Genomic DNA, 26,463 nt, shown 5'->3' on the forward strand with positions numbered 1-26,463 from the left:
CGGAACTTCTCCGGCATGCGGGGCTTTCGCGTCGGCCGTTCTGCGGAATTGCGCGATCCGGGTTACGGCTGCGGACCTCACTTCAGTCCAAAGCGCGCGAATTCATCGGCGATATCCGGCGCGGCTGAAAGTGCACCGGCGACATCGGCCGCGGCGCGGTCCGGCGCTGCCATTCTTGAATATGCCAGGCTGCGCCCATAGCGCGCGGCCGCACGCTGCGGATCCATCGTCAAGGCCGCGTCATAATCGGCGACCGCCAGATCCCATTGGCCAAGCTTCAGATATGCGAGGCCGCGCGATTCCAGCGCGGCCGCGTCCGGTCCCGCTTTCACCGCCTCGTTGCAATCGGCAAGCGCGCCGTGCACATCGTCCAGCCCGGCCCGCGCGCGGCAGCGGCCGCTCAACGCCGCGGATGTTGGCTGCAGGCGGATCGCTTCGCTGTAATCCCCGGCGGCACGCTGGAAGTGTCCCGACCTCAGATGAATATCGCCGCGGTTCGCGAAGGCCAGCGCGTATCCGGGATGATGTGCGATCGCGGCATCGAGGTCGCGGACGGCCTGCTCGTGCTGCCCCTTCTTGCCAAAGGCAACGGCGCGGTTATTGAGGGCCTTGGCGTAGGTGGGATCGATGGTCAGGGCCTTATCGAAGTCCTCGATCGCGCGGTCATAGTCGCCCTGCGCGACATAGGCATTGCCGCGATTGTTGTAGGCGATGGCGAGAACGCGCGGGGTCTCGCCCTTCGAACCGATGAGCGCGGTACATCCCCTGATCTGAGGCTCGCTCGACGTCCGGTCGGCCCCATTGCAAAGCGCGACATTCTTCATCCGGTGCGTTTGCGCCGCAGCCCCCGCCGGCAGCAACGAAACCATCGCCGCAACCACGACCCATCGCGTGCGCGGCGCGGACCTGCGATCACTCCTGAATGGCGGTGCTAGCATCCCTGACAGATCTTGAGCCTGATGCTGATATTCCTGTCGATGTCTTTCAGCCGCTCATTGCCTTTCAGCCGCTCGGCCTCATTGCCGGCGCGGCGCTGCCGCGCAGGCTTGCCCTTGTCCTGCTTTTGCTGAACCGCGGCCCTGCCCTCTTCGATCAGGGTCGCAAACGATACCGTGCCGTCGTCGGCAATCTCGACATGCGGCGTCGTGCCTCTGATCCCCATGGTCGCGACCGGCGTTTCGACTTTCATGGTTCCGGTTTTCGCCACCTGTCCGGCCACCAGGGTGAACGTTCCTTTGGTCAGACTAAGAACGCTCGCATTCGATTTTCCGTCCGGGTCGTAGACAAACGCATCCAGAACCATGCGCGCATTGCTGGACATGTTGAATGCGGTGCCGTCGGAAAAGGCGATTCCGGCCTTCCCGTCGGCTCCGGTCTGGATCACGTCACCCACGTAAACGCTTTCGCCGGCCACCGCCCGGCCCGGCGATGGCGATAGCTTGGCGAGTCGTGCGACGGCCGCGGTATGTTCAATTGTAACGGAGCCGGTCACAGCAACCAAGCGCCCGATCGGATTTGCTTCCGAACCGGACTGCGCCAGCGCCGGACTTGTCAGGGCAACGACAGCCGGCAAGACCAGGCTTGCGCAGAAGGCGATTGCTTGCGCTCGCATCTGAGCCTCCAAGCGCGTAGCCTTCAACAAGGCGCGTCACAATTATCACGATGCGACTGCCGCATCAATGCGGATGACCCTGTCGCCAAGCAGAGCAGATTGAAGGGCGGGCGCACATCAAAAGACGTATGACCTTTCGAGGTAGAAAGGGATAGCTGAACCAACCATTTTGATGCGCTTGCAACGCGCGGTCTCGGCGATCGCGTGGTGTCACCGCCCTTCTCATGTGCTATCAATTCGTTATTCGTTTTGTTTGCGTTGCTCGAGTGTCCGGCCATGCGTTACTCGAGTACCCCGCGTGCGAGCAGCTCTCGCAATGCCATCGGGACCGTTTTTTCGGCGATTGGGTCGATCGCCGTCGGACGGTCCGGACGATATTCTGATCAGAATTATCCCGGCGATATTGTTTCCGCCGGCGACATGATCGCCACCGGCGCGAGCAGCACGGCCACCATAACGCTTGCCAATGGCGCGCGGATAACGCTGGCGCCGAATGCCTGCGTGACGTTGAACGAACGCGCTGCCGGCTGGCGCAGCCACCGCGCCGCGCGACTGAGCCGCGCATCCCCGCAAATTGCAGGCGTCGTGCGCAATCTCGGTCTTCGCATGCTGTCGCTTGCGGTTTTTGCCTACGCGATCCTGCGCGATCTGGAACAGGCGCGGGCGCTGACGACCGACGACGACACGATCACCACGAGGGATTCTCCCTACGGCACCTTCGAGATCGTGACGAAATCGGGAACGGTGGTGATCGCCGACGATCCGGGCCTCACCTATATCGTCGACGACGACGGTTCGGTCGAACGGCGCGTCAATAGTTCGGCCCGCATGGAAGAGCTTCAGGCCGCGCAGCAAGCCGTGATGGGCACGTTCTCCCTCGGTTTTGCCGGGGGTCCGGGATCCGGCTCGGCGCCGGACACAATCCTGCCGGAGGAGTTCCAGCCGCTGGTCATCCCGATCAACCTGCTCCCGCTCGATCCGGTGCCCGAGCGCGTCCAGGGCTTTTTGCTGAACCCCGTCGAGTTCAGGCCGGTCGAGACGCCGCCGCCCCCGCCGCCGAAAGTCATTCTTCCGGCCATCACGGCCTTCACATTCGACAGTGGCGTCGACGGCGACCGGATCACCAACAACAACAATCTCGTGCTGTTCGGCACCGCAAGTCCCGGAACGAATGTCGCGATCTACGATGCCGGGATTCTGCTCGGTTCCGCAACCGCCGACGCAAACGGCGTCTGGCGATTCACTACCGGCCCCCTGTCAGACGGCGAACACGCTTTCGTTGCCGCGATCGCCACATCGAGCGACAATGCCGCCGCCCGCTCCAGCCTCTCGGCTTTCTCGACCCTCTCCGCGCTTGCGGTTGCAGCGACTCAGATCGTCAGCCCGAACTCGCGCGCTTTCGTCGTCGTGATCGACACGCAACCGCCGGATCCGCCGGTCGTTTCGGTGCTGTCGGACGTTCCGCAGGGCAAGCCAACCGGCGACAATGCGCCGATCCTCGTCATCGACGCGGAAGCCGGCTCCACCGTGCAGATCTATCAGAACGGTACGCTTGTCGGCACGGCGACCGAAACCGGCACGCCCGGCATCTTCACATTCGCACCGGGCGTCCTCGCCGACGGCGGCTATCGTTTCACCGCAACCGCGACCGATCTGGCCGGCAATACCAGCGCCGCCTCATGCGACGTCACGGTCCAGATCGACACCACTCCCCCATCGGCGCCGGTCTTTGTCGAACTGGCCGACGCGTCCTGCTGCGCCGGCCTCAACCTGACCGGCGACACCACGCCAACCCTCGTTATCGCCGCGGAGGCCGGATCAACCGTCACGGTTTATCGCGACGGCGCGTTTGCGGGGCTGGCTGCAGAAACCAAGACGCCGGGCCTGTTTGCGTTTACCTCGTCCGCACTGACCGATGGCCGTCACAGCTTCACCGCGACCGCGACAGACTCTGCCGGCAATCACAGTCCGCTCTCGGACAGCTTCACCATCCGACTTATCACCTCGGACCCGAACGACTTCGACGAAAAAGCCGCTGGAAAACGCATTGCATATGATTGCGACGGCACCGTTTTCGGCACCCGGGCCGACGACTTCATCTGGTTCAAAAGCGACAAACATGAGCCGGGCCGCACAATCTTTGCCGGCGCCGGCGACGACGATGTCAAGGGCACCGGCCGGGACGATGTCATTTACGGCGGCTCCGGCAACGACAAAATCTACGGCAATAGCGGCAACGACACGATCTTCGGCGGCTTGGGCAACGACAGGATCAGCGGCGGAAACGGCGACGACATCATCTCCGGCGGCTACGGCGCCGACATCCTGTCCGGCGGCAAGGGCTGCGACACCTTTGTATTCCTGTCGGACATCGATTCCCTGCCCTGCGCGCGGGACTTCGTTACCGATTTCGACGCGATATATGACAAGATTGATCTGTCCGCCATCGACGGCGGCGCCGCCGACCGGTCATTTCTCTTCGCCGGACAGACGGATTCGCGCACCGTGCTCGAACACAGCGTGACCTGGTATTATGACCGCAAGTCTGACAACACCTATATCGTGGCCGACACAGACGGCGACACCGGCGCGGCGGAGATCGAAATCGTACTCGCCGGCAGGGTCAACCTGACAAGCGATAATTTCATATTGCATGCATAGCATTGGCCGCGCGGCCACATCGGAAAGCGACCCGGCGTTACGGGCTATCGGCTTCAGCGGTGAAGATGGCTTTCGAAATAGAGTTGCCACAAGGCGAGGATGCGTTCGCGGTGGCCCGGAGAATGGGGCGATCCGGTGGGGTACAATTCCAGTTCGTCAATGTTGTCGGAGACCCCGTCCGCTACTCCGGCCGACGACGTGCCGTAAAGCGCGAGATCGAAGGCAATCGCATTGCGGCAGCCGGCTTCGAAGGCCTGATGGCCGGATGCGCTGAGATGCAACGTCTCCTCGCCGATTGCATCGCCGCGCAGACTTGTGATCTGACTCCATGCTTCGGTTTGCACGGCGCCAAGCGTCTGACTGTCCGCAATGTTGACGGCCCGCCGCGCAGCAAGCGTGATCAGCATGACCATGAAACCGACGATATAGGGATCGAACCAGGCCTGTTCCGGAATGCCGTCAAGCCGTTGCCGGCTCCGGGCCACAAGCGGCGCAATGGCCGCGACCGCGGCTCTTCGTCCACGGCGGGCGTTCCACAGCGCTCGTAGCGTCGGCCACATCGTCCGGGCCCCGGCATTTCGCCTCGATCGTCGTCTGCGCCCGGGTCACCCCGTCTGCCACGTCGCCGGCAGACCTTCCCTTGAAGGCCTTGTTTTCCGGGCGGTTCTGCTAGAGCATCATCATATATGATTTTACTGACGGCGTGCTGAACGCTGCTCCGTCGCCAGACGGCCGGATGTCCGCGGAGGCCCCCATGCCCGCACCATTGCCGCCGAGGCCCGATTTCGAGAGCATCGACGCCGTCGCGCCCAAATCGGCCGACCGGCGCACCACGGTGCTGGCATTGATCGGGAACCTGGTTTTCAGCTGGTCGAACAACGAAAGCCTTTTCATCTACCTTCTGATGATCCTGCTGAGGACCGACCAGACCTCGGCCGCCATCGTTTTTGCGACACTCAACACCACACGCGCGCGGCTGGATCTGATCCAGCGCCTTGCAAGGACACGGGTCACTGACCGCACCATCATCAGGACGCTGGACGACCTGATCGAGCGCTTCAACGACTACACGCGCATTCGCAACGAGTTCAATCACTGCATGTACAACGTCGATAGTCGCGGCAACATCACGCATACGCACTCGATCCGCATCGTCGAAACCCGCAAGCGGCTCCAGCTCGGCGAGGTGAAGCCGATGGATGAGGCGCGTATCAAAGAAATGGTGATGGCGGTTCAGGGGCTGAAAATGCTCAATCGTGACATCTGGACTTTCATGCCAAAACTCGATCAGCATCTCAGCAACGGCAGACGACGCGAAGACCGCGCGTCTGCCGCATCGCCTGCGCGCGACGACAAGCGCGTCAGAAAAAACGATCGCGCAAAATAACCGATCTTCGGATTGACGATTGCGCCGTACCGGCATTGCCGCCGCAGTGACCTGGCGTCGGACCTGATGCCGAAGAAGTGAGGCAGCGCGTCGCCACAAAGTCGGGTTTGGGACATATTTGCCATTGAATTGCCTAAAAATTATGTGGATAATTCATGGTCAGAAACGCTGATAAATCAATGTTTTGCGACGGTCGTCCACAGCGACAGGTGGGGTTTAGCGAGAAGGGCATCGGAGTACGGACAACCGCAAAATTTGTGCCCGTGTCGGTCTTTGTTTCCATGTCGGTCCCAGCCGGGAGGACTGCCTTTGGAACGTGTTGCGTCGATGTTGTGTATGCGAGCGTTAGCAAGATCGCCGCTGCGGCGGGTTTTTGCGATCCGGACATTTGTTCGCTGCCTTGCGCATTCGGCTTCACGCACCAGTCTCACATCTTCAGCCGCTGACCGTTCGACAGCGTCCCCGACGCCCTCCTCCGCGGCAATCGTACGACTGCCACAGTTCCTATCGAATCGGCTCATCCAAAAAGCATGCGCGGCTCGCCGTCGAGCGGCTGGCGCAAGGTTTACCGTCCACAACGACAAGCATTGAAATTCGAGGGAGAACGAAATGGCGACCCTTCAGATGAAAGTCGGCAGACCGCCCGGCAAAACCTCGGCAGCTGAGGAGACTAGGTATGGGACCGCGTTCTGGGTCGATGTCCGGACGGGCTTCGCAAACACACATTGAGGCGAACGGCGCGTCTGTTGCGGAAGTGCCCAGCACATCGCTGGGGAATGGCGCCGCACATTTTTCCGAACCGCCGGCAACTGCGATCGTTGTGATCGAGCAGCGGATTCTGATCCGCGATTGCCTGGTCAAATGCCTGAAAGAGATCGGCATCGGTCCGGTTCTGGCCTTCGCCAGCATTTCTGAGTGGCGAGACGCCACGACGCCCTATGCACCCCTGCTCATACTCTACAGCCTTGGGACCAAGGAAGCCGAGAACACGGAACTTCATCAAAATCTCGCGCTCCTGAACGCGAGCGCCCCCAATGTTCCAGTTGTGGTCGTTTCCGATTCCGAGGATACAAGCCGCGTGGTCTCGGCGCTGAAATGCGGTGCCCGCGGCTACATCCCGACCAGCGTCACCCTCAATGTCGCGCTGGAGGCCATGCGGCTGATCGAAGCCGGTGGCACCTTCGCTCCGGCCAGCGCCCTGCTTGACGCGCTGCCGCCAGCCGAACGTGCGCCACCACGCGGCGACATCGACAGGAAGGTTCTGTTTACCGCCCGTCAGCTTGCCGTTCTGGTCGCGCTTCGCCGCGGCAAAGCGAACAAGCAGATCGCGTATGAACTGAATATGCGCGAGGGAACGGTGAAAGTGCATGTGCGCCACATCATGAAGAAGCTGCGTGCAAGAAACCGAACCGAAGTTGCGATTATGGCCAACGATCTGCTCGACGGCCCGGAGATCGCGCCCAGTTGATTCAAGCCGGCCGGCAGACTTTCGCAGTCCCGGGCATAGGTCTGTTGCAGTTCTTCGCGTTGCGGCATTTGCGATATCGCGATCCCGGATCCCTCATCGTGATCCTCCGGTGATAACTTGGTGATGTAATCCCTTGGTGGTCCGCGTGCTGATCCCTGGTAATCCCCTTGGCGATGCCTTGCGACCTTCCCTCAGCTTGATGCGACAAAAGGTGCGACTGGCCCCTTGGGGGGAGGGGGAGTGAGGGGCCAGTCGCTTGATCCCGTGCTTATGAGGTTGGGGGCTGGGGAATAAGCCGGGATCAATTCCGCTATCGTTCTCAATCTCTCGTGCGCATCAGTTCTCCCGGAACGCCCGCGCCATGCTGTCCCGGATCGGTCGCGTGAGATACTCGAAGAATGTCCGTTCGCTGGTGGTGATGTAGACTTCGGCAGGCATGCCGGGAGTCGGCGTGAAATCGGGAATCAGCGCGGCATCCTGAGGATTAAGCGCGATACGGGCGAGATAGATGTCGCTTTGCGCCTGCTGCACGCCTTTCTTCTCGTCAGGCACCGCATCGGCCGACACATAGACCACACGCCCGCCGATCATCGGCGTCAGGCGCTGATTAAGCGCGGTGAGACGGACCATCGCGTGCTGCCCCGGCTTGACGTGATCGATGTCCTGCGGACGGATCCGCACCTCGATGATCACTTCGGTCTGAAGCGGCAGGATTTCCATGATGTTCTTGCCAGCTTCGATAACCCCGCCCGGCGTGTGGTAGCGAAGCTTGACAACGATACCCTTGACCGGAGCGACGATCTGGATTCGGTCGAGAACCCCCTGCGCCGTGCGGATCCGTTCGCGCACATCGCTCAGCTCGGCGCGGACATCGTGAAGCTGCTCGACCGCGGTCTTGACGGCCGCCTTCCGTGCAGCGGCGATCTGCTCGCGGCCGCGCGAGATGCGTTCGCGGGCATCGCCCAACTCGCCCTGCAGGCGGCCGAGTTCGCCCTGCAGGTTGGCCTCGGCGCGCTGCAAAGCCAGCAATTCCGGCTTGCGAATAAAGCCGCTCTTCACAAGATGCGCTTTCGCCTCGATCTCTTCTGCGAGCAGCCGCAATTGCTCCCGTACGCCGGCCATCTGCAATTTTGCGCCTTCGACGCGCTCCTGCAGCGCGTTGATGCCCTCCTCGATCGTCGCAATCTCGCTGTTCAGGGACTGGCGCCGCGCCTCGAATGTCAGCTTCTGGCTTTCAAGGATCGGCTGAATGTCAGGATCCTGTGCCGCCCGAAGAATGCTCTCGGGAAATTCAAGATTGGTTTCCTCTTTCATCTCCGCCAGCAGACGGGCCGCCATCGCCTGAAGCCGCGTCAGGCGCAGTTCCAGACGCCGCAGCTCCGCCTTTGGCGCGGTGTCGTCCAGTGTTATGAGAACCTGCTGCGCCTGAACCCGGTCGCCCTCCTGCACCGCAATCTCGCGGATAACGCCGCCCTCAAGGTGCTGGACGATCTTGTTCTGCCCGGTGACGACAAAGACCCCGGATGCAACCACCGCGCCGGCAATGGGCGCGGTTCCGCCCCAAACGCCGAAACCCAGCACGGTACCGGCAAGAACGATCGTGCCGAACAGGGTATAGATGCGGGCAGACCTTGGAACGCCCGCATACCACATCTTTTCATCAGTCGACGCGTTCGACATGGCTTCGCCTCGTTGTCCTCAGGCGTCCATCACCGGTCCGTCGCCGGGCGGAGGCTCCTTGCTGCCGTTCAGGGCCTTGCCGCTGGCGATCAGCGGCAGCAGCTCGTCGCGCTTGCCGAAAGCCTGAACCGTTCCGTTGCTGAGAATCATGATCTTGTCGACGCTCTGCAGGAGCGCCGGCCGCTGCGTAATCGTGACAACGGTGAGGCTTCTGCGCTTGGCGCGCAAAAGCGCATCGGCCAGCGCGCGCTCGCCGCGAGCATCGAGATTGGAATTCGGCTCGTCGAGCACGATCAGGCGCGGATTTCCGTAGAACGCCCGGGCCAGGCCGATGCGCTGCTTCTGCCCGCCGGACAGCGGACTGCCGTCGATCGCGATCTGGGTTTCGTAGCCTTGCGCGAATTCGGAAATCATCTCGTGAACGTCGGCCATTTCCGCAGCGTCGAAGATGGCGGCATCCGTGGCGTCGTCGCGCATGCGGGCGATATTCTGCTTGATGGAGGCCGGGAATAGCTGCACGTCTTGAGGCAGATATCCGACGCTTTCGCCGAATTGCCGCGGATCCCAGTTGCGCAGATCCATCATGTCGAGCCGGACATTTCCGGCAGTCGGCGAAATCGAACCGACCAGCATTCGTGCCAGCGTCGACTTGCCGGTGCCCGATGCCCCGATGATTGCAAGCGACTCTCCGGGATCCAGCTGGAAGCTGACGCCGTTGAGAATCACTTTCTTGTTCGGCGGCGGCACATACAGGATGCGCTCGACATTTAGCCGCCCTTCCGGCCGCGGCAGCCGCAGCCGCGCCAGATTGAGCGGGGAATTCTGCAACAGCGACTTGACGCGGGCATATGCCGTGCGGGCTTGGACAAAGCTGCGCCAACCCTCGATCGTGCCCTCCAGCGGTGCGAGCGCGCGGCTTGCGACGATCGAGGCGGCAATAATCATGCCCGCGGTGAGCTGATTGTCGAGGGCGAGCACGGCGCCCCAGGCAAGGATCATGATCTGTGTTGCGAGCCGCAGAAATTTCGACACGCCGGTCATGATGATGTTGCGGTCGTGCCCTTCGACCTGCGCTTTGAGGGACTCCGCTGTTTCCCGACCCCAATGCAGCACGCCCTCCGGAATCATGCCCATGGCGTTGATGACCTGGGCGTTGCGCGCCATGGATTCCGCCTGGAGATTGGCGCGGGTGGAAAACGCATTGGCCCTGGAGAAGGCGACCGCCGTAATCTTCTGGTTGATCAGTGCAACAACGATCAACGCCAGTCCGGCGGTGGTCACGATAAAGCCAAGCTGCGGATGGATGAGGAACACCACCAGCAGGTAAACCGGCGTCACTGGCGAATCAAACATCGTCAGAATCACGGGACCGGTGACAAAGGCGCGCAATTGCTGCAGGTCCGCGACGGTCTGAAATTCGCGAATGGAGCCCGCTTGCGCCGACTTTGCCGCCGCACTCAACACCGGAGCGCCGAGCTTGGCTTCGGTTTCCACCGCAACCCGCATCAGAATAAAGCGGCGCATCATGTCGAGAAGGACATGCGCGCCGATGGCGCCGAACACGACCAGCGTCAGCATGATCAGCGTATCGGTGCTGCGGCTGGTGAGGACGCGATCCGATACGTTGAAGAGATAGATCGGGATCGCCAGCAGCAGCAGATTGACGGCGATCGAAAAGATGCCGACGATCACCATATTGCGGCGGCAGACCGAAAGGCCCTTGCGCAAAACCTCGCGGAAATCCTTGTCCTCCGAGCGCTGCTCGAGCGGACCGGAGCCGTTGCCGCCGCCGCCTCCCCCGCCGGCGCCATTCACCGAACCGCCGTTACCGTTGGAAGCCGGCGCCGCCGTGCTTGCCTGAGGCGAGGAGGACGCGCCGCGGCCGTTGGCCGGCGTGGCGCCATTGGTTTTGCCATGAACCGGCATTTCGGCGGGAGCCGTATCCGCCTTCAGCTCAGGCTTGTCCGGGCCTTGGAGCGGCGCTGCTGCATGCGGCGTCTGAACCGCGGGCGCACCGGTCGCAGCCCCCGCCCCATCGGCGACTTCCGGCTTTTGCTCGTCGCTGCGACCGCGCAGCTGAGGGTTGATGAAGCGGTCAGCCGCTGCGCGCTCTGCCGATTGGCCGCCCTCGCGTGCCAGCATATCGAGCCGGCTGCGCAGGGAAATCACCTTGTCTGCGTCGGTGCGGCCCGCCGATGCGTCTGTGCCGGGCCCGGCAGGTGCGCCTGCGGACGGGCGCTCACCGGCCCGCCCCGATGACGACGTCGAGCCGGCGGGCCAAGCATCGCCCGCGTATGGATGACGCCGGTCGTCCTGATCTCCCATCGTGGCCTTCCCTGTTGACCCGTGGCGGCGCGTGCTGATTGCTGTTTTCGCCGGCTCGGGACGCCCTCCTCCAGCCTCAGGTCAGAATGCTGCCGATCATGTCGTCAGGGACGACCGGCGCCTTGATTTCGGTAACGTCCTCGGCCGGAACCGTTTCACCGGTAAAGGCCACGATCTCGGGCACCAGCGTCGAGGGATCGCCGACAACGATCTTGTCGTTGTTTTCGCCAATGAGATTTGCCTGGATCAGAATTGTGTCCTGATAGGCGGTGCCGCCGAGAAAGGTGAAGGTCGATCCGACATCGACAATGACCGCCTCGTTGATCGCCGTGTTGCCGCCGGTGGACGCGGATTGCGTCAAGGTTCCATCGGGATTGAGCGATTTCGGCGGCGTCTTGCCGAGATACTGCACCAGGGTGTCGACGTCGGAGATGACGTTGATCTGCCAGATCGCATTGATGTCGTAATAGCTGCCGGTGACGTAGAGCACATTGAGCAGCCCGGAGCCGTTTCCGGGAACGAACCATCCATAGGACGGGTCGAGAACGGTTTCCCTAGCGTCCAGCGCATCGACAACGCGCAGCATATCCTCGGTCGGCTCGGCAAAAGTGTTGTCGCCGTAGCTGATGATGTTTGCGCTGTTGAGCAGCTCGTTCGCTCCGGCCTCGACGGCCTGGCTTGTCACCGATGCGGCATCGCCCGCGGCGCCGATCTTCAGAATGTCGGAATCGAGAATGATGTTGTGCTGGAAAATCCAGTTGTCGCCATGATAGTCGCCGCCGATGATGATGAGATCGTATTTGATGTCCGTGTCGATGACCTTCGTCAGGTTCGCCTGCTGGTTTGCGCCGGTTTGCAGCTGGTAATGGGTGATATTCGTCGTCTGGACCGCAACATCGTTGTCGCGCAAGACGTTCTCCTGCACGATGACATTGACATCATAGAAGTCGCCATCGACGATCTCGACATTCCAGAGATAGCCGGCAAATAGCGCCGGGATCCCGGCATACGGTCCGCCGAGTTGGTTGAAATCGGCGATGTTGTCGGATGTCGTTCCGCCGCCGGCGACCGTGTCCAGACCAGGCGCCGAGACTTCGATCGAATCGTTGTCGATGAAGGCGTTGGTCTGAACGATGACATTGGTCTTGTAGAAATCGCCGAACACCAACGTGGCGACCGATCCCTCCTTCAGATCGACAATCACCGCAGCATTGGCCGCCTGATTTTCGCCGAGCGTGGCCCACTGGCCCTTTGACGCCGTGTCGCGCTTGGCTTCGGGCTCGGGCTCAGCCACAGGCTCCGCCGAATCGTCCGCAGGCCGCTCGGCAAGCTCGCCGTTGACGTAATAGCCTGGCGTCACCGAATGCGGTCCGGCCCCGCTGTCCTCGGCCATTGCGGCATCCCGGGCAACGACGAAGCTCGCCAGCGCATTTGTTCCAAGATCGGCCGGCGTCAGGTCCGCAGGCACCTCGGCCCGGGCGTCCGTCACGAGACGCTGTATTGCCGCCTCGATGTCCAGGTCATGCAGATGTTCAACGCCGGTTCCCTCCGTGATGACAACCCGGTCGTCATCCATCATGCTGTTCACCTGATGGACGTTGAGCTGCTGCTGAGCGCCGGCCGCCGAATAGGTCAGCTTGATGTTGGGCAGATCGGCGCCGACCGTACCCGGCGTCAGGAGGATCGGGAGATCCAGCTTCGGCGGCAGCAAACGCCCCGACCGAGCGCCGTAAAACTCAATGTCCTCGAATTCAGGCAGCGCCGCCGCAGGATCACGCGGGATCGCCGGATCCTTGATCGCATCGATCGGCGCAGGAAGATCGAAAGGAATTTTCTTGGTATCGAGTTCGTCAAGATCGTGGCTGGACAAGAAGTCTTTGAGCTCCAGCGTATAGGCCTGCGGACGCAGATTGATGCCGCCATGCTCATAGGTGAGGCGGTTCTTCATCACGTCGTCGATGTGCTGAAAATAGCCTACGAAGTGCCAGATGGTTTCGGTAACGCCGCCGGGAACCATTGACGCCTCCCGTTACCAGGGTGCCGGACATCATCCAGCCGGACGGAGTTTCTGTCTTCGCATGAAGCGGAAAAGAGGCCCGTGCGGCGAACCGCGCGGGCCGGTCCTTGTGGTCAGTACGCGTCGTCGAGCTCGACGATATTCTGCACTTCGATACTGTTGAACTGGATATTGGCGCCCATCACGATGTTCTGGGTGAACGCCTCCTGCGAGGTGATCGCATCGGCACTGGAGCTCAGCGCGTCGCCGAACGACGAGCGGTCGCCCTTCATCTCGACATTGGCGCTGTCAAGATCGACCCAGCCGCCCTTGGCGTCGGCTTCCCACTTGAACTCGCCATCGTCGGCCGACACTTTCGGATTGCTGAGATGGTCGTTGTCGACCAGATTGTTGACCTGATCGATATTGAACTGATTGCCACCGCCATTGAGGGTCTGAGATACCGCATCCGGCATCACGACGCTGCCATGGATATTGTGGATCTGTTCGATGTCGATGATGTCATTGTCCTGGGGATCCCAGCCGTCGAGCCCGAGATCGATGTCGATGTCGACATCCACGTCGACCTTGTTCTCGACCGAGTTGTAGACCCGGTTGGCGACCGTATTGTCGACGTCGTTATCGACTTTGTTGTCGATTTCGTTCTTCACCTCGTTCTTGTTCTCGTTGTAGTTTTCGTTCTTGTTTTCGTTATCGTTATCGTTTTCGTTCTTGTTCTCGTTATCGTTCTCGACCTTGGTCTCGACCGATTGAACGGCGAACTGGAACTGACCCTGGGATTGCGCCTGACCCTGGTGCTGGCCTTGGGCCTGAAGCTGGGCTTGCAGCTGGTCCTGCTTCTGGTCCTGATCCTGCTTCTGGTCCTGGTCGTCCTTCGGATCGTACGGCTTCGGAGGAGATTTCGGAGGGGCCTTCTTCGAGTACGATGACATGACTTCAGCTCCTGTTGGCATCAGGAGCATCGTTGCAGTCTGCAATCGCTGATCTTCTGCGTCTGCGATGACAAACCTTGTGCGATGCCACGATGCAGTGGATGAGATGTTGCGTTAAGTCTTGGCCACGACCTTCTCGCATGTCCGCTTCGCAAGACATCCGGAACCGGTCTGGCCGGAATGAATCTGGATTGAGGTATCTCCGGTGCGGCGCCTCCCTCTCGCTTTGGTCTGTTGCGCTCCGGCCGGCGCAACGCGCCTGGCGCTGGACCTGCCGAATGCGCGGAAAGGTTGGACGAGCCTTGCGCCGCAGCCTAGATGCACATTGGAGTAGGAGCTTACGCTTTGGAGTAGGTGCATACGCTTTGGAGGTAGGCCAGGACGTATCGGCCCTCGACACCGAACGGCGCACGGGCGCCGCACAAGCACGCCACGCAACCGACAGGCGCCATGTCTTGATTATGCCTGCGCGGTGTAGACGGTCGGGATCGCTGCAAGGGGCGGCGTGCGCATCGCAGCCAGGCGTTCGCCGACATCGCGGAATTTCGGATCGATCTCCGCAGCGCGGCGATAGCTGAGGAGAGCATCTCCGGCGTCCCCGGTCGCCTCGAGGATGCGCGCAAGGCCGTAATGCGCCTGAGCCAGATCGCTCTTCATGGCGAGTGCCTGCCGATAGCATTGCAGGGCGAACTTCGTTTCGCCCGATGCGCTGGCCTTGTCGCCGAGTTCGGCATTCCTGGCCGAATAATATTCCAGAAGATGCTCCGGCAGGCGCCCGCACATGAAAAGCGTGTTGCCACGACTGACCTGCGCCTCCAGATTGTCCGGGTCCAGCTGTATCGCCCTGTCGAATGCGGCGACCGCCTCATCGAACTGGCGTTGCTTGACCAGCACCGCGCCAAGCTTGGTGTACGCCGCCGTCGATTTCGGATTGATGCCGATGACCGACCGGTAGGCCTTCGCCGCCTCGGCAAAGTGCTCCCGCGCCTCAAGCGTTTTCGCCAGCCACGTCCACGCCTTTTCCGACTTGGGCTGTAATTTGGTCAGCTCCGTAAAGAGCCGCTTCGCCGCGCCGTATTTTCCTTCCGTCGTCATCAACTGCCCGAAACAGTACAGGGCGACGGCATGCGTGGGATCGGTGTCGAGAATCTGGCGATAACCGCGCGCCGCCTGCGCAAGCTTTCCCGCTTTGTGCAATTCGGTACAGCGCGAGAACACCGCCGGAAGGCTTTGCGCGGTGAGCTTGTCGCCGAGATTGCGCTCGCTGCGCGTATTGACCACCAGGCACTGAATGCGGCGCTCGGTTGCGCCGAATGAATATTTATACGGCTCGTTGCCGCGCAGAAAATCGTAGGTCGTAAAGCCGGATTCGATCGCGTAGCGGATGCTGTGAGCGTGCAGAACAAGGCCCGGCGGCGGATCGTTGAACGATGCGTCGCGGCCGGCCATGTAGAACAGGACGCTCCTCTTTTGCGGGTCGAGGAAGCTTGCAAGTGCGCCGACCGGCTTGTCGCCGCGCCACAGGACCGGCATCAGCAGATGGCCCGCCTGCGCGCATTTTCGCAACAGGTTGTAATTCGAGTTTATGATGGTCGAGAGCCGTCCGCCCTTGCGGGCCCCCCATTTCACGGCCCAGAAATCCAGCAACGTTTTGAGATCACGTTCCACGTCCTCGCCGTGCGAATGCGTGATCCGAAGCGCGGGGTCGCTTTCGACCTGCCGCAGGAATCGCCGCACTTTTTGCCGCATGTTGGCGCTTGTACGAGCCGCGAGATAGCTGTCCCAATCGCCGGGCAGCGACACCGCCGGGCAGATGCAATTGTCGATATTGTCACTTTTGTTGACGCGGGTGAGTTGCCGCGTATCGAACCGCTTATCGGAGAAATTGGATAGCAGGGCCTTTAGTCTGGCCTCTGTCGTTCGCACATTCTCCAGATTGATCCTGCGCCAGTTCAGCCGCTTGATGTATCTCGCAATTGCGGCAATTGCCCGGGTGTCATAGTCGGGCTTGCAGATGAAGCCGGTATAGTCGGCGGCAGAATTTCCCATCATGGACAACTCGTTGTGAAACCCGCTCCTTTCCTCCTTGAGCCGCCACCGCAACGGAAAGAATGCCACATATTTTGCGTTGGCATGGGGTCTTGCCGCGAGAATCGCCCACGGGCCCGAGAGCAGCGGGATCCACTGCGCCATCCATATCCACGACAGAAAAAACTGGGCGTCCGGATCGGCACCATAAACCTCGTCCCATTCAGGGCGCGCCCGCTCGAACGATGCAAGGTTATCGATCACGTCGATCAACATCACATGCTCCCCGAGGCATTCATGCTCCGTGTCTGGGTGCCGGAATTCTAGTCGAAGTTCCTCCGGTTCGTCCGCATACACCCCTGATATCAAAAGAGTATCCGCCAAATGGCGTAACAAGGGGGACACACGGCCCGCAGCACGGTCGCGGCCGGGCTCCTGTCACAGCGAAGTGAGTTCACCGGGTTGCCTGCGGCTCTTTTGAAATTGCGCGAACGCGCGCATGTTTGGCAGAGAGATGATGGAGGGGTTCATGACAGAACGACCGACATTTCTTGGCCAGCCCGATCCGCTGGGCCACCTCTACGTGCCGGAAGACCATCAGGCCATGGCAACGCCGCCGGGCGGCTGCGCATCCGAACAGCTTGTCAAAGACGAAGACCAAGCAGCATTGTGCCCGCGCCGGGCCAAATCGATCATGCTGTCGGTGCGATCGTATATCGCCGCGCTTCGTTAGCGGGGCGGCGCGCCCCGGGCGCAACGCTCAGCGGAACAGGTGCTGCCACCTTCATTATTTCTGCGCGCGCCTTGTCCGCGCGCCGGGCGGGCACGACAGGCAGGATCGCTTCTGATGCAGACTCTGGACTGCAGACATCGGCTTTCTGAGAGCGACCTTGGCGTCAATCAATTCCGCGGACGAACCGCTGCTGCTTTTCGATTTCCGCGATATTGGCCGGCCGCTCGAAGACCGGGGCCTCGCCGTCGCCGGGCTGCTTGAGCCGGCCCAATGCGCGGAACCAGTCCTCCAGGCCGGGAGGGCTGATGATCCAGAGCAGCCGCATCTGGCCCGTGCCGGTATTGACCACCTTGTGCTGCACGCCCCGCCCGATCAGCATCATACTTTCCTCGGCGAGCTCATGCCGATCCTCCCCGATTTCGGCATAGCCCTCGCCGCGGTAGCAAAACAGGATTTCGTGCTGGCGCTCATGCGCGTGGCGGCGGATATGTGCGCCGGGCTCGAGAATCTGAAGGCCGGTGGAGAAATTGTCGAACGGCGAATTGTAGGGATTGATCTTGTTGACGATGAAGCCGGTCGACGGCTTCGGCTGCCAGATCGATTCTCCGTCCTCCGGACCCAGCACGAGTGTGATGCCTTGCTCGAAATCGCTCATCGGTCGGTCTCCGCCCAAAACTCAGAAAGGGTCTTGTTGTAGTCGCCTGCGCGCGTTTTCGGAAAGAAATGACCGCCGCCATGGTATCGTTTGAGTCTGGCGCCGGGGATCGCCGCAGCCACGGCTTTCGAATGATGGAGCGGGACAATGTAATCGTCGTCCGCGGCAAGGACGAGCGTGCGCGCCGCGATCCGCGGAGCAATCGCGGCCCCGTCATAGGCGAGCAATGCGTCGATCCGCGCTGCGATCACGTCGCGCTCCCAGGCTTTCATTTCCTGCGCTGCGTGGGTGGCGGTCTGCGGCAAGGGGCTCGCCAAGAGATCGCCCAGCATTCGGTAGGCATCGCCTCCGATCTCTGCGAGGACTTGCTTGCGCAAAGCGAACTGATCGCGGAAGCGGCGATCCGGCGCGAGCCAGGTGCCTCCGAGCGTGAGTGTCCGAACGCGCTCCGGATGGGTCACCGCGAAGACCTGGGCGATTATGCCACCGGTCGAATGACCGACAACATGCGCACGGTTCGCATTGGCATGGTCGAGAAGTGCAAGAACATCGTTCGACCATTGCGCAACCGAATACGGCTGGGCGCCCTCGCTCCGTCCGACCCCGCGATGATCGAAACTCAACACCCGAAACGAGGGGCTGAAGGCCGCCACCTGCGCAGCCCAGAACGCCGCCATGCCACCAAGTCCGGATATGAAGAGAACCGGCTCACCCTGCCCCGCCACGTCGTAGGCGATGCGGCCTCCTGACACGTCGACGGTCGGCATGTCAGCCTGCGAGATCGAGCCGCGGCGGCGGCGCCTCGGCGGAGCTCTGGCAATTCGCCTCCTGGGTGCCGTAGGTCGCCATGAAGTCTTCGGCTATGGAATGGAACTCATCCCACGGCGTGTTCAGGAAGTTATAGTTGCGGACAGCGAAGGCCGGGCCGACGAACAGCTTCTCATAGGACATCGCGCGGCTGGCATGGTCCGAACCGACCAGATCCCAGGCAAGCTTGAACAATTTCATCCGGTCGGCGGCTTCGAACGGGCCCGCGGTCCATAAGGTCTCGAACGTATCCTTCAATTCGGGATCGTCGATCACATCGATCGAAGCCGGAAACTGGAACTGCCCGCCACCCATCAGTTCGCGCACGATATCCATGACCGGCGAATGGTTCTCCATCGCCCAGTGAATCGCCGCATACATGTAACGGCGGTTGTAGAGCGCATAGCCGTGGTCGACCTGAAGAAAGGCCTCGATCTGTCCGTCGATCATGGCATTGAAGCCCGCCTCCATCGCCGACAGCCGCGCCAGCGTCTCGCGCACCGCCGGGATGTCCCGCGCGCCCGTCGCCCTGGTGACGAGGCTCGCCACACCGAGGACGAACCGCAGCTTCGATCCGAAGCGGACATTGCATTGGTGGTTCGCCATCACATGCGACGGCGTCTGAACATAGATATTGCGCGACAATACGGCGTTGTCGTGAACAATCACCTTCTCCCAGGGAACCTTCACATCCTGGAACACCAGCATGCAGTCGGATTCGTCGAAACGCGCTGTCAACGGCGCGTCGAACACCCTGTCACCCTCACGGTTGAAAGGCTTGCGCGACCACAGAGACAGGCCCGGGAGATTAAGCGGGATCACGCACGTGATCGCTTCCTTTTTCTGGTCGGGCGCAAGTGGCATGACATTGCCGATCAGCACTTCATGAGCATAGGCGGAGCCGCTCGCCAGCATCTTCATGCCGTTCAGCGTGACGCCCTTGTCGTCCTCGCCGGTGACCCGAAGGGCCGGCTGCGCCAGGCCCTGCGAGGCGTAATATTCCTTGTTCCGGGCCGATTGGGGCGGCACGATTGCATAGGTCGCGAAAATGTCATCGCGCCGCATATGATCGTAGATGCCGAGAAGGTTCGTCTTGTTGCCGCCAGGTTCGCTGTCGAACACTTCCGGCTTCATGGTCAGCCCGGTGATGTTGCCGCCGATCGCATCCGGCGTTCGCCCGAGCAGGCCAAAGCAGAAATTGGCGATCTTGCGATGTGCGCGGCTCCGCCGGCGCAGATCCTCCTGACTGCGAGGTTGCAGATAATAGATCGGGTAGCGCTCGCCGTTTTCCTCGTACGACATGATCTCCGAGTTGGCGCATTTCATGTCGTATAGCGCGGCATAGGTGCGTGCGCCGCTGCGGAAGGCCGGATGACTGACTTGGTTTTCCACTCGCTCGCTGCCGATATAGATGACGCGGCCGTCCTGGATACTTTCGAGATATTCCTTTCCGGTCATCAACATGGGCGGACTTCACTCCTCTGGATTGAATGCGATTCTAGCGAAACCGCGACCGCGCTCCAGCGAAAAAGCCGCATGGCCCGAGCTCGCTCCGGCATGGACTGAAATTTCACCGCAAGCCGAACGCAGCGCGTATAAGGCGCGCATGACCGCACCTGCACAACTCTGGAAACTCGCCGACGATCTGATCGCCGAACGCACAACCGCGCAGGCGCTGATTGAGGATTGTCTCGGGAAAATAACCGATCCGGCAGGCGAAGGCGGACGGACGTTCCTGAAAGTACATGCCGACGGAGCGCGCGCGACGGCCGCCGCGATCGACCGGCAACGCAAGGCCGGGGCCACGCTGCCGCATTTTGCGGGCATCCCGGTTTCGGTGAAGGATCTGTTCGACATCGCCGGCGACGTGACCCGTGGCGGTTCCACCTTGCTCAACGACGCGCCGCCCGCTGTCGCCGATTCCCCGGTCGTCGCGCGTCTGCGCGCGGCCGGCTTTGTGATCGTCGGGCGGACCAACATGACCGAGTTTGCCTATTCCGGCCTGGGTCTCAATCCGCATTACGGCACGCCGCGTAACCCCTACGACCGCGCCACCGGCCGCATTCCGGGGGGCTCGTCCTCGGGCGCCGCAATTTCTGTCACCGACGGCATGGCCTATGCGGGGCTCGGCTCGGATACCGGCGGCTCGTGCCGGATTCCGGCGGCCTATTGCGGCATCACCGGCTGGAAACCGACAGCCTCGCGCGTGCCGCTGGACGGCGTCTTGCCCCTCTCCTTCTCGCTCGACTCGGTGGGAAATCTCGCGGCCTCGGTCGACGACTGCGCGGTCATCGATGCGGTGGTCGCCGGCGAGGACCTGCGCGAGCCGGTTCCTCCTGCGCGCCTGCCGGGCCTTCGGCTTGCGGCGCCACAGACCCTGGTGCTCGACGGCATCGACGGGATCGTCGGCGAAACCCATGATCGCGCATTGGGCAGGCTCGTGCATGCGGGGGTCGCGATCGACACCATTCCGCTCCCCGAACTGAACGAGATCGGAACGCTGAGCAGCAAGGGCGGATTTCCCGCGGCCGAGGCCTATGCCTGGCATCGGCAATATCTGGAAGCCCGACGTGACGAATACGATCCGCGCGTCAGCGTCCGCATTCTGCGTGGCACCGAGCAGAGTGCGGCCGACTACATCGATCTGATGAAGGGCCGCGCCGATCTGATCGCGCGCGTCACCGCAACCCTTCGCGACCACGATGCGATGGTGATGCCGACGGCCCCGATCGTCGCACCCACGATCGCAGAGTTAGAGAGCGACGAAGCCTACGCGAAGCTCAATATCCTGTCGCTGCGCAACCCGACGGTCGCGAACTTCCTCGACCTCTGCGCGATCTCACTGCCCGTTCACCGCCCCGGCGACGCACCGGTCGGCCTGATGCTGATCGGCAAGCGCGGCGGCGATGCACGGCTGCTCCAGATTGCGAAGGCCGTGGAACAGCTGTTCTGATCACGCCGCCAGCGGCTCGATCCTGCGCTCGCTTTCGCCGGGCTCGGGGCGAAAGCCCGAGGCCTCCCAGCTCGGGCGCGCCTTCACCCGCTCCATGAACTTTCCGATATGCGGGAAGCGCTGGTAGATGTCCGCGATGCCGATAATCGGGAACATGTCGACGCGTGGCGCCAGCGCGATATCGGCGAGTGTGAAGTGCTCACCGCACAGCCAAGGCCGGCCGTCGGCAAGCTGCTGCTCCATGGATTCCATTTTCTCCAGCAACAGCAGGTGGCGCTCGGCAAGCAATTCGTCGTCACGCGGCGTGAGCAGCACCCTCGTGGCGAAGCGGATATAGGCCTCGTTCTTGGTCCGCTTGCTGATCTCTTCGCGCAGCTTTTCCGGCGTGATGCCGGTGCTCTGCAGCCGCTCCTTTCCGAGCGTCTCATAGGCACAGTCGCGGAACGGCTTCGCAAAATCGTTTTCGAAGGCGAACCACATGCGCATGCGCGCCTGCCCGTACGCATCCTTCGGCACCAGCGGCGGGTTCGGAAACACCGCATCGATATATTCATTGATCACGTTCGACTCGTAGAGCGTCCTGCCGTCATGCACCAGCGCCGGAACCAGGCCGGTCGGATTGATCTTCAGGAAATCCGGCCTCTTCTGATCCATCAGCCCGAGATTGAGCCACTTCACGGTGAAGGGCAGCCCCTTCTCGAGAAGGCAAATACGCACCCGGCGCGGCGACGGTACGCCGGCAGCGTCATACAGGACGATCTCGCTCATCATATTCCTCCGATCCAGCACGTCACTCGGCCGCGACCCGCGTGACATCGTCGTGATCATAGCCCGCCATCAGGTTATCCACGATTCTGTTAAATCCCGCCCAATCGGTTTCGCGGAAGGAATGGTTGCGCACGATGAAGGACGCGCCCGCATAGAATTTCTCGTATTGCTGATGCCGGCCCGCAAATTCCGAACCCACCATGTCCCATGCCAGCTTGAACAGCTTCATGCGGGTGATGGCGTCGGTCTGTGGCGTCTGCCAATAGGTCTGGAACTGCCGCGCGAGACCCGCGTCCTTCATCACCGAAATATTCGCCGGCATCTGAAATACGCCGCCGCCGCAGAGCGTCCGCAACTCATCGATGAAGCGCGAATAATTCTGCGTGCACCATTCCAGCGCAGCATACATCATGCGACGGTTAAAGCAGACATATCCGTTACCGGGCCAGTCCTCGAAGGCATTCAGCTGGCCATTCACCATGCCTGCGATCATCGCCTCGTTCGCGGACAGCATGCCGAGCGTCTCGCGCACCGCCGGCACCTGATCGGCGCCGGTCGCGCCGGCAATCTTGTTGCACAGCCCGACCAGCAACTGCATCTTCGACCAATAGCGCACATTCGACTGATGATTTCCGAACGCGTGACTTGGTGTCTTGAAATAGATGTTGCGCGAGAGCAACGCATCGTCGTGGATGAACACGCGCTCCCACGGCACCTTCACCTCGTCGCAAAGCAACATCGAATCGGATTCGTCGTACTTGTAGGAGAGCGGCGAATCGAACTGCGACGTGCAATTCATTTCCATCGGCTGCCGCGACCAGAGTTGCAGGCCGGGCGCATTGCACGGGATCGAGCAGGTGATCGCCTGCTTTTTCTGGTCCGGCGCCAGCGGAAGCACGTTGCCGATCCAGATATCGTTGGCAAATACGGCACCCGTGGCAAGCATCTTCATGCCGGATATCACGACGCCGTCGTCTTCCTCACGCACGACCTGCAAGGTCGGAATTGGAAGATTCTGCTTCTCGTAGAATTCCGGGTTGCGCGCGGCCTGCGGCGGCAAAACGGCGTAGACGGTATAGAGATCGTTGTCCCGGGCGTATCGATAATAGTTCAGGAGATTGTTGGCGTTCGCAAACGGCTCGATCAGTTCGTCAGGTTTCATCGCCATGCCGGTCACGAACGACGCCACATGATCGGGCGAACGGCCGAACATTCCATAGGTGAAGTCGGCGATGCGCTTGTGCGCCACCATGCGGCGCTGCAAATCCTCGCGCGACTTTGCGCGCAAATAATAGATCGAATGGCGCCCGCCATCCTCCTCGTAGGTCATCTCTCCCCGGTTCGCCGGGTCTGCCTTCATGTCGTAAAGTGCCGCGACGGTCTGCGCGGCATTGCGGAAGGCAGGATGGCGCGTCACGTCGTCGACCTTTTCGGAGCCGATATAGACGACGCGGCCGTCGCGCAGGGATTCCAGATGCTCTTTTCCGGTCCTCAGCATGTCTACCTCCGCTTCAACGCACAGGCCGGCGCCCGCCGGGCCGCTCCTCGCGCTCGATCCAGTCGAGGGCAAGCGCGGTGTTCCTCATGAATTTCTGATTGAATCGCACGATCGTGCGGAATTCCTCGGCCGTCACGCCCTGAAACAGGATGTCGTTGACACTGCGGATGAAGGCGAAGGCCGACAGCAACCGGCTCTTGCCTTGCCGCGTCAACGAAATCAGCACTCCTCGCTTATCTTTCGGATTGGCGCACTTTCGCACATAGCCTTTAGCCGCGAGCTTGCGCACCTCACCGGTTACGTGCGGGCCGGTGACCTCCAGGAAATCGGCCAGCGCGCCGATCGCGATTCCGGTATCGCCCTGCAAACGCAGCAAAGCCATCATCATCGTATATTGCGCACCGGTGACGCCGACTTTACTTGCAAACGACTTGCGAATTTCGACGAGCCGCCCCTCATTCAGGATCATGCGGTGGATCAGGCGACGGAATTCGTAGTCGCTGCCTTCGATCAGCACGGCCGGCAGCGACACGCTGAGCGGAAACGACTCCGCCGATTTGGCTCTCGCGCCCCGGCGAAACGGGGTTGCAACATTGATGTTCATCATCATAATAATTATGATACCTAAGTCACTTACCTGTCAATGACTGTGTTTTCGGGGTTTCTGAATGATCAATCAAGACAGTGAAATTTCACAGGGCGTCTCGCAGGACACGATTGCAGTCTACAAGCGGCAGAATATCGGCAACCCCTCCGGCTTTGGCAGCGCCCCGGCTTTGCTGATCGTCGATTTCGTGAACGGCTTCAATGATCCCGCTCTTTTCGGAGGCGGCAATATCGCGCAGGCGATCGAGAGGACAAAGGCGCTGCTCGCTGCTGCGAGACAGGCGGGCATTCCGGTGGTATTCACGCGCATCGTCTATGCCGATGACGGCAGCGACGCTTCGGTTTTCACACGCAAGATGCCAGGGCTGCTTGCCCTGACCGAGACCGCCCCAGCCGCACAGATCGTGGACGCGCTCGCGCCCTTGGCGGGCGAGTATATCATTCGCAAGACCCAGCCTTCCGCCTTTTTCGGCACGGGACTGGTCGGCTGGCTGACCCAGAAACGCGTCGATACGGTTCTCCTCACCGGCTGCACCACAAGCGGCTGCGTGCGGGCGAGCGCGATCGATTCGATGAGCCACAATTTCAGGACGATCGTCGTTACCGACTGCGTGGGCGATCGCGCCATCGCACCGCACAACGCCAATCTGTTCGACATGGGACAGAAATATGCGGACCTGATGACCGGCGACGAGGTCGCAGCGAGACTTCAGTCCATGCCGCATGCAAAGGTAAGGTGAAATGGTCGATTCCCTTGGTTTCCGGAAGAAATTCGCGGTCGTAGCGCCCTCCACCAACACCAGCGTACAGCCGGAATTCGATGCGATGGCGCCGCGCGGCGTCACCAACCATTTCGGCCGGGTCCATATCCCGAACGACCCGATCCAAAATGACGACGACTTCAACCAGCTGATCCGCAATATCCGCAGCGAACTCCTGCGCGCGATCGATCGCTGCATGACCTGCGAGCCGGATTATCTGGTGATGGGCATGTCGTCGGAGACCTTCTGGGACGGCCTTGACGGTGCGATGAAGCTGAAGGAGCGGATCGAAAGCCATGCGGGTGTCAAATGCGCGATGGGTTCGGACGCTTCCCAGGCGGCGCTCAGGCAATATCCCGGCGTGAAGCGGCTCGGCGTGATCACGCCCTATATGCCAGTCGGCGACAGCCAGGTGCGACGCTTCCTGACAGATTGCGGTTTCGAGGTGGTGCGGTTGAAGGGGCTGAAATGCGCGAGCCCCGTTGCCATCGCTCATGTCACGCCACGAGAGCTTCGCGACGCGATCAACGAGGTCAACGGTCCCGATGTCGATGCGGTGCTGCAGGTCGGCACCAATCTGGCCATGGCACGGCTCGCCGGGATCGCCGAGTTCTGGCTCGACAAGCCGGTCATCGCCATCAATACGGCGACTTATTGGTGGGCCTTGCGGGAAAACGGCATCGACGACAAAAAGGAAGGCTTCGGATCGCTGCTACTGGAGCATTGATCGAAAATCATCAGTCAACGTCGAGGGCTGTTCGCCGCTCGACACACGGTGCGCCACAGGTTGAGAGCATGAGCGGCAGAAAGCGGTTGATCGTTGGCATCAGCGGGGCATCCGGAGCGATCTATGGCATCCGCCTGCTTGAACTTCTGAAAGGTTCCGGCATCGAGACACATCTCATCGTTTCACGAGTCGCGCGGATGACCATTGCCTACGAGACCGACAAGTCGGTCGCCGACCTGGAGGCTCTCGCCACCGTCACCTATCCGGAACAGGACCTGAGCGCCGCCTGTTCGAGCGGGTCGTTCAAAACCCTGGGCATGATCGTCGCCCCATGCTCGATCAAGACAATGGGAGAAATCGCGACCGGCACAACCAGCAATCTCGTGTCTCGAGCCGCCGATGTGTGTCTCAAGGAACGGCGACGCCTGGTGCTGATGTTGCGCGAGACCCCGCTGCATCTGGGTCATATCAGGAGCATGGCCGCGGTGACCGAGGCGGGCGCGATCGTGTATCCGCCGGTGCCTGCCTTTTACGCGCGTCCGCAATCGATTGAGGACATGGTCGATCACACGCTCGGCCGCGTGCTCGATCTTTTCGATATCGACCTTGGCACGGTCCGGCGCTGGAGCGGCAAGCCGCCCGGGCCGGGACAAGACCAAAGATAATGCCACGCGAAAATGCCATCCGAACTTGTCAATCCGTTCTGGCGCTTCTCGCCGCGTGTCTGCGGCGCTACGCGCGTTTTCGAGGAATGCCTTAAGCTGTCAGACAAGCTCGGCATGGGAGTACGCAGTGCACACGGTTACGCATAGACCATGTTGACTGCGCTTGCCCGGCACGATGCC

The 26,463-nt window shown here is 61.4% G+C and carries 22 protein-coding genes; 8 read left to right on the top strand and 14 right to left on the bottom strand.

Going from position 1 to position 26,463, the window contains the following annotated elements:
- Positions 1–77 precede the first annotated feature (77 nt).
- Positions 78–869: a tetratricopeptide repeat protein gene (locus ACK41X_RS03580; RefSeq protein ID WP_409719345.1), complete on the bottom strand. Its 792-nt coding sequence runs from the start codon at positions 867–869 to the stop codon at positions 78–80.
- A gap of 62 nt (positions 870–931) precedes the next feature.
- Complete coding sequence (locus ACK41X_RS03585) at positions 932–1,612, bottom strand: FecR domain-containing protein (protein ID WP_409719346.1); 681 nt, start codon at positions 1,610–1,612, stop codon at positions 932–934.
- A 420-nt stretch (positions 1,613–2,032) separates the two neighbouring features.
- Between ACK41X_RS03585 and ACK41X_RS03590 the strand changes: the two genes are divergently transcribed.
- Positions 2,033–4,273 (top strand): Ig-like domain-containing protein, encoded by a 2,241-nt coding sequence (locus tag ACK41X_RS03590; RefSeq protein WP_409719348.1) that lies wholly within the window; start codon positions 2,033–2,035, stop codon positions 4,271–4,273.
- A gap of 53 nt (positions 4,274–4,326) precedes the next feature.
- Here the strand turns inward: ACK41X_RS03590 and ACK41X_RS03595 are convergent, their stop codons facing one another.
- Complete coding sequence (locus ACK41X_RS03595; protein WP_409719350.1) at positions 4,327–4,758, bottom strand: hypothetical protein; 432 nt, start codon at positions 4,756–4,758, stop codon at positions 4,327–4,329.
- Between the two features lie 269 nt (positions 4,759–5,027).
- Between ACK41X_RS03595 and ACK41X_RS03600 the strand changes: the two genes are divergently transcribed.
- Both ACK41X_RS03600 and ACK41X_RS03605 read left to right on the top strand, forming a co-directional pair.
- Positions 5,028–5,660 (top strand): hypothetical protein, encoded by a 633-nt coding sequence (locus ACK41X_RS03600; RefSeq protein WP_409719352.1) that lies wholly within the window; start codon positions 5,028–5,030, stop codon positions 5,658–5,660.
- A gap of 754 nt (positions 5,661–6,414) precedes the next feature.
- Positions 6,415–7,128: a LuxR C-terminal-related transcriptional regulator gene (locus tag ACK41X_RS03605; RefSeq protein ID WP_409719354.1), complete on the top strand. Its 714-nt coding sequence runs from the start codon at positions 6,415–6,417 to the stop codon at positions 7,126–7,128.
- 336 nt (positions 7,129–7,464) lie between these two features.
- On the opposite strand, the gene ACK41X_RS03610 is transcribed toward ACK41X_RS03605, so the two are convergent.
- The 5 genes from ACK41X_RS03610 to ACK41X_RS03630 all read right to left on the bottom strand — a co-directional run bounded on the left by ACK41X_RS03610 (position 7,465) and on the right by ACK41X_RS03630 (position 16,386).
- On the bottom strand, positions 7,465–8,808 hold the full coding sequence (locus ACK41X_RS03610; RefSeq protein WP_409719356.1) for an HlyD family type I secretion periplasmic adaptor subunit: 1,344 nt from the start codon (positions 8,806–8,808) through the stop codon (positions 7,465–7,467).
- Between the two features lie 18 nt (positions 8,809–8,826).
- Positions 8,827–11,133, bottom strand: a complete 2,307-nt coding sequence (locus ACK41X_RS03615) for a type I secretion system permease/ATPase (protein ID WP_409719358.1) — start codon at positions 11,131–11,133, stop codon at positions 8,827–8,829.
- A gap of 76 nt (positions 11,134–11,209) precedes the next feature.
- Entirely contained in the window at positions 11,210–13,150 is a 1,941-nt protein-coding gene (locus ACK41X_RS03620; RefSeq protein ID WP_409719359.1) for a hypothetical protein, read from the bottom strand.
- A gap of 113 nt (positions 13,151–13,263) precedes the next feature.
- Positions 13,264–14,082, bottom strand: a complete 819-nt coding sequence (locus ACK41X_RS03625) for a hypothetical protein (RefSeq protein ID WP_409719361.1) — start codon at positions 14,080–14,082, stop codon at positions 13,264–13,266.
- Between the two features lie 459 nt (positions 14,083–14,541).
- On the bottom strand, positions 14,542–16,386 hold the full coding sequence (locus ACK41X_RS03630; protein WP_409719363.1) for a GNAT family N-acetyltransferase: 1,845 nt from the start codon (positions 16,384–16,386) through the stop codon (positions 14,542–14,544).
- Positions 16,387–16,639: 253 nt separating this feature from the next.
- Here ACK41X_RS03630 and ACK41X_RS03635 point away from each other — a divergent pair, with 253 nt between their 5' ends.
- Positions 16,640–16,843, top strand: coding sequence for a hypothetical protein (locus ACK41X_RS03635; RefSeq protein WP_409719365.1), 204 nt, complete (start codon positions 16,640–16,642; stop codon positions 16,841–16,843).
- Between the two features lie 163 nt (positions 16,844–17,006).
- On the opposite strand, the gene ACK41X_RS03640 is transcribed toward ACK41X_RS03635, so the two are convergent.
- Genes ACK41X_RS03640 through ACK41X_RS03650 form a run of 3 tightly spaced genes read right to left on the bottom strand, consistent with a single transcriptional unit; the run spans position 17,007 to position 19,769 of the window.
- A complete protein-coding gene (locus tag ACK41X_RS03640) occupies positions 17,007–17,498 on the bottom strand; it encodes a cupin domain-containing protein (RefSeq protein WP_409719367.1) in 492 nt (163 codons plus the stop codon).
- Complete coding sequence (locus tag ACK41X_RS03645) at positions 17,495–18,265, bottom strand: alpha/beta fold hydrolase (RefSeq protein WP_409719369.1); 771 nt, start codon at positions 18,263–18,265, stop codon at positions 17,495–17,497. Before ACK41X_RS03645 ends, ACK41X_RS03640 begins: the two co-directional genes overlap by 4 nt.
- 1 nt (position 18,266) lies before the next feature.
- Positions 18,267–19,769 (bottom strand): 4-hydroxyphenylacetate 3-hydroxylase family protein, encoded by a 1,503-nt coding sequence (locus tag ACK41X_RS03650; RefSeq protein ID WP_409719371.1) that lies wholly within the window; start codon positions 19,767–19,769, stop codon positions 18,267–18,269.
- Positions 19,770–19,911: 142 nt separating this feature from the next.
- Here ACK41X_RS03650 and ACK41X_RS03655 point away from each other — a divergent pair, with 142 nt between their 5' ends.
- Positions 19,912–21,258 (top strand): amidase, encoded by a 1,347-nt coding sequence (locus ACK41X_RS03655; RefSeq protein ID WP_409719373.1) that lies wholly within the window; start codon positions 19,912–19,914, stop codon positions 21,256–21,258.
- Here the strand turns inward: ACK41X_RS03655 and ACK41X_RS03660 are convergent, their stop codons facing one another.
- Genes ACK41X_RS03660 through ACK41X_RS03670 form a run of 3 tightly spaced genes read right to left on the bottom strand, consistent with a single transcriptional unit; the run spans position 21,259 to position 24,131 of the window.
- Positions 21,259–22,026, bottom strand: coding sequence for a glutathione S-transferase family protein (locus ACK41X_RS03660; protein WP_409719375.1), 768 nt, complete (start codon positions 22,024–22,026; stop codon positions 21,259–21,261).
- Between the two features lie 22 nt (positions 22,027–22,048).
- Entirely contained in the window at positions 22,049–23,524 is a 1,476-nt protein-coding gene (locus tag ACK41X_RS03665; RefSeq protein WP_409719377.1) for a 4-hydroxyphenylacetate 3-hydroxylase family protein, read from the bottom strand.
- A gap of 13 nt (positions 23,525–23,537) precedes the next feature.
- Entirely contained in the window at positions 23,538–24,131 is a 594-nt protein-coding gene (locus tag ACK41X_RS03670) for a MarR family winged helix-turn-helix transcriptional regulator (RefSeq protein ID WP_409719379.1), read from the bottom strand.
- Positions 24,132–24,192: 61 nt separating this feature from the next.
- On the opposite strand from ACK41X_RS03670, the gene ACK41X_RS03675 reads away from it, so the two are divergent.
- The 3 genes from ACK41X_RS03675 to ACK41X_RS03685 all read left to right on the top strand — a co-directional run bounded on the left by ACK41X_RS03675 (position 24,193) and on the right by ACK41X_RS03685 (position 26,283).
- Positions 24,193–24,870: an isochorismatase family protein gene (locus ACK41X_RS03675; protein ID WP_409719381.1), complete on the top strand. Its 678-nt coding sequence runs from the start codon at positions 24,193–24,195 to the stop codon at positions 24,868–24,870.
- 1 nt (position 24,871) lies between these two features.
- Entirely contained in the window at positions 24,872–25,618 is a 747-nt protein-coding gene (locus tag ACK41X_RS03680; RefSeq protein ID WP_409719383.1) for an Asp/Glu racemase, read from the top strand.
- Between the two features lie 68 nt (positions 25,619–25,686).
- Positions 25,687–26,283, top strand: coding sequence for a UbiX family flavin prenyltransferase (locus ACK41X_RS03685; protein ID WP_409719385.1), 597 nt, complete (start codon positions 25,687–25,689; stop codon positions 26,281–26,283).
- Positions 26,284–26,463: the final 180 nt, after the last annotated feature.

Source organism: Pseudorhodoplanes sp. (genome assembly GCF_046289595.1).
GTDB lineage: Bacteria > Pseudomonadota > Alphaproteobacteria > Rhizobiales > Xanthobacteraceae > Pseudorhodoplanes.

Excerpts from the sequence above, each read along its gene's own strand:
- ACK41X_RS03675 (WP_409719381.1), top strand. The coding sequence starts at position 24,193 with ATGATCAATCAAGACAGTGAAATTTCACAGGGCGTCTCGCAGGACACG.
- ACK41X_RS03585 (WP_409719346.1), bottom strand. The coding sequence starts at position 1,612 with ATGCGAGCGCAAGCAATCGCCTTCTGCGCAAGCCTGGTCTTGCCGGCT.
- ACK41X_RS03685 (WP_409719385.1), top strand. The coding sequence starts at position 25,687 with ATGAGCGGCAGAAAGCGGTTGATCGTTGGCATCAGCGGGGCATCCGGA.
- ACK41X_RS03650 (WP_409719371.1), bottom strand. The coding sequence starts at position 19,769 with ATGTTGATGACCGGAAAGGAATATCTCGAAAGTATCCAGGACGGCCGC.
- ACK41X_RS03580 (WP_409719345.1), bottom strand. The coding sequence starts at position 869 with ATGGTTTCGTTGCTGCCGGCGGGGGCTGCGGCGCAAACGCACCGGATG.
- ACK41X_RS03615 (WP_409719358.1), bottom strand. The coding sequence starts at position 11,133 with ATGGGAGATCAGGACGACCGGCGTCATCCATACGCGGGCGATGCTTGG.
- ACK41X_RS03645 (WP_409719369.1), bottom strand. The coding sequence starts at position 18,265 with ATGCCGACCGTCGACGTGTCAGGAGGCCGCATCGCCTACGACGTGGCG.
- ACK41X_RS03610 (WP_409719356.1), bottom strand. The coding sequence starts at position 8,808 with ATGTCGAACGCGTCGACTGATGAAAAGATGTGGTATGCGGGCGTTCCA.
- ACK41X_RS03640 (WP_409719367.1), bottom strand. The coding sequence starts at position 17,498 with ATGAGCGATTTCGAGCAAGGCATCACACTCGTGCTGGGTCCGGAGGAC.
- ACK41X_RS03620 (WP_409719359.1), bottom strand. The coding sequence starts at position 13,150 with ATGGTTCCCGGCGGCGTTACCGAAACCATCTGGCACTTCGTAGGCTAT.
- ACK41X_RS03630 (WP_409719363.1), bottom strand. The coding sequence starts at position 16,386 with ATGTTGATCGACGTGATCGATAACCTTGCATCGTTCGAGCGGGCGCGC.
- ACK41X_RS03625 (WP_409719361.1), bottom strand. The coding sequence starts at position 14,082 with ATGTCATCGTACTCGAAGAAGGCCCCTCCGAAATCTCCTCCGAAGCCG.
- ACK41X_RS03665 (WP_409719377.1), bottom strand. The coding sequence starts at position 23,524 with ATGCTGAGGACCGGAAAAGAGCATCTGGAATCCCTGCGCGACGGCCGC.
- ACK41X_RS03635 (WP_409719365.1), top strand. The coding sequence starts at position 16,640 with ATGACAGAACGACCGACATTTCTTGGCCAGCCCGATCCGCTGGGCCAC.
- ACK41X_RS03655 (WP_409719373.1), top strand. The coding sequence starts at position 19,912 with ATGACCGCACCTGCACAACTCTGGAAACTCGCCGACGATCTGATCGCC.
- ACK41X_RS03680 (WP_409719383.1), top strand. The coding sequence starts at position 24,872 with ATGGTCGATTCCCTTGGTTTCCGGAAGAAATTCGCGGTCGTAGCGCCC.
- ACK41X_RS03600 (WP_409719352.1), top strand. The coding sequence starts at position 5,028 with ATGCCCGCACCATTGCCGCCGAGGCCCGATTTCGAGAGCATCGACGCC.
- ACK41X_RS03590 (WP_409719348.1), top strand. The coding sequence starts at position 2,033 with ATGATCGCCACCGGCGCGAGCAGCACGGCCACCATAACGCTTGCCAAT.
- ACK41X_RS03670 (WP_409719379.1), bottom strand. The coding sequence starts at position 24,131 with ATGATGAACATCAATGTTGCAACCCCGTTTCGCCGGGGCGCGAGAGCC.
- ACK41X_RS03660 (WP_409719375.1), bottom strand. The coding sequence starts at position 22,026 with ATGAGCGAGATCGTCCTGTATGACGCTGCCGGCGTACCGTCGCCGCGC.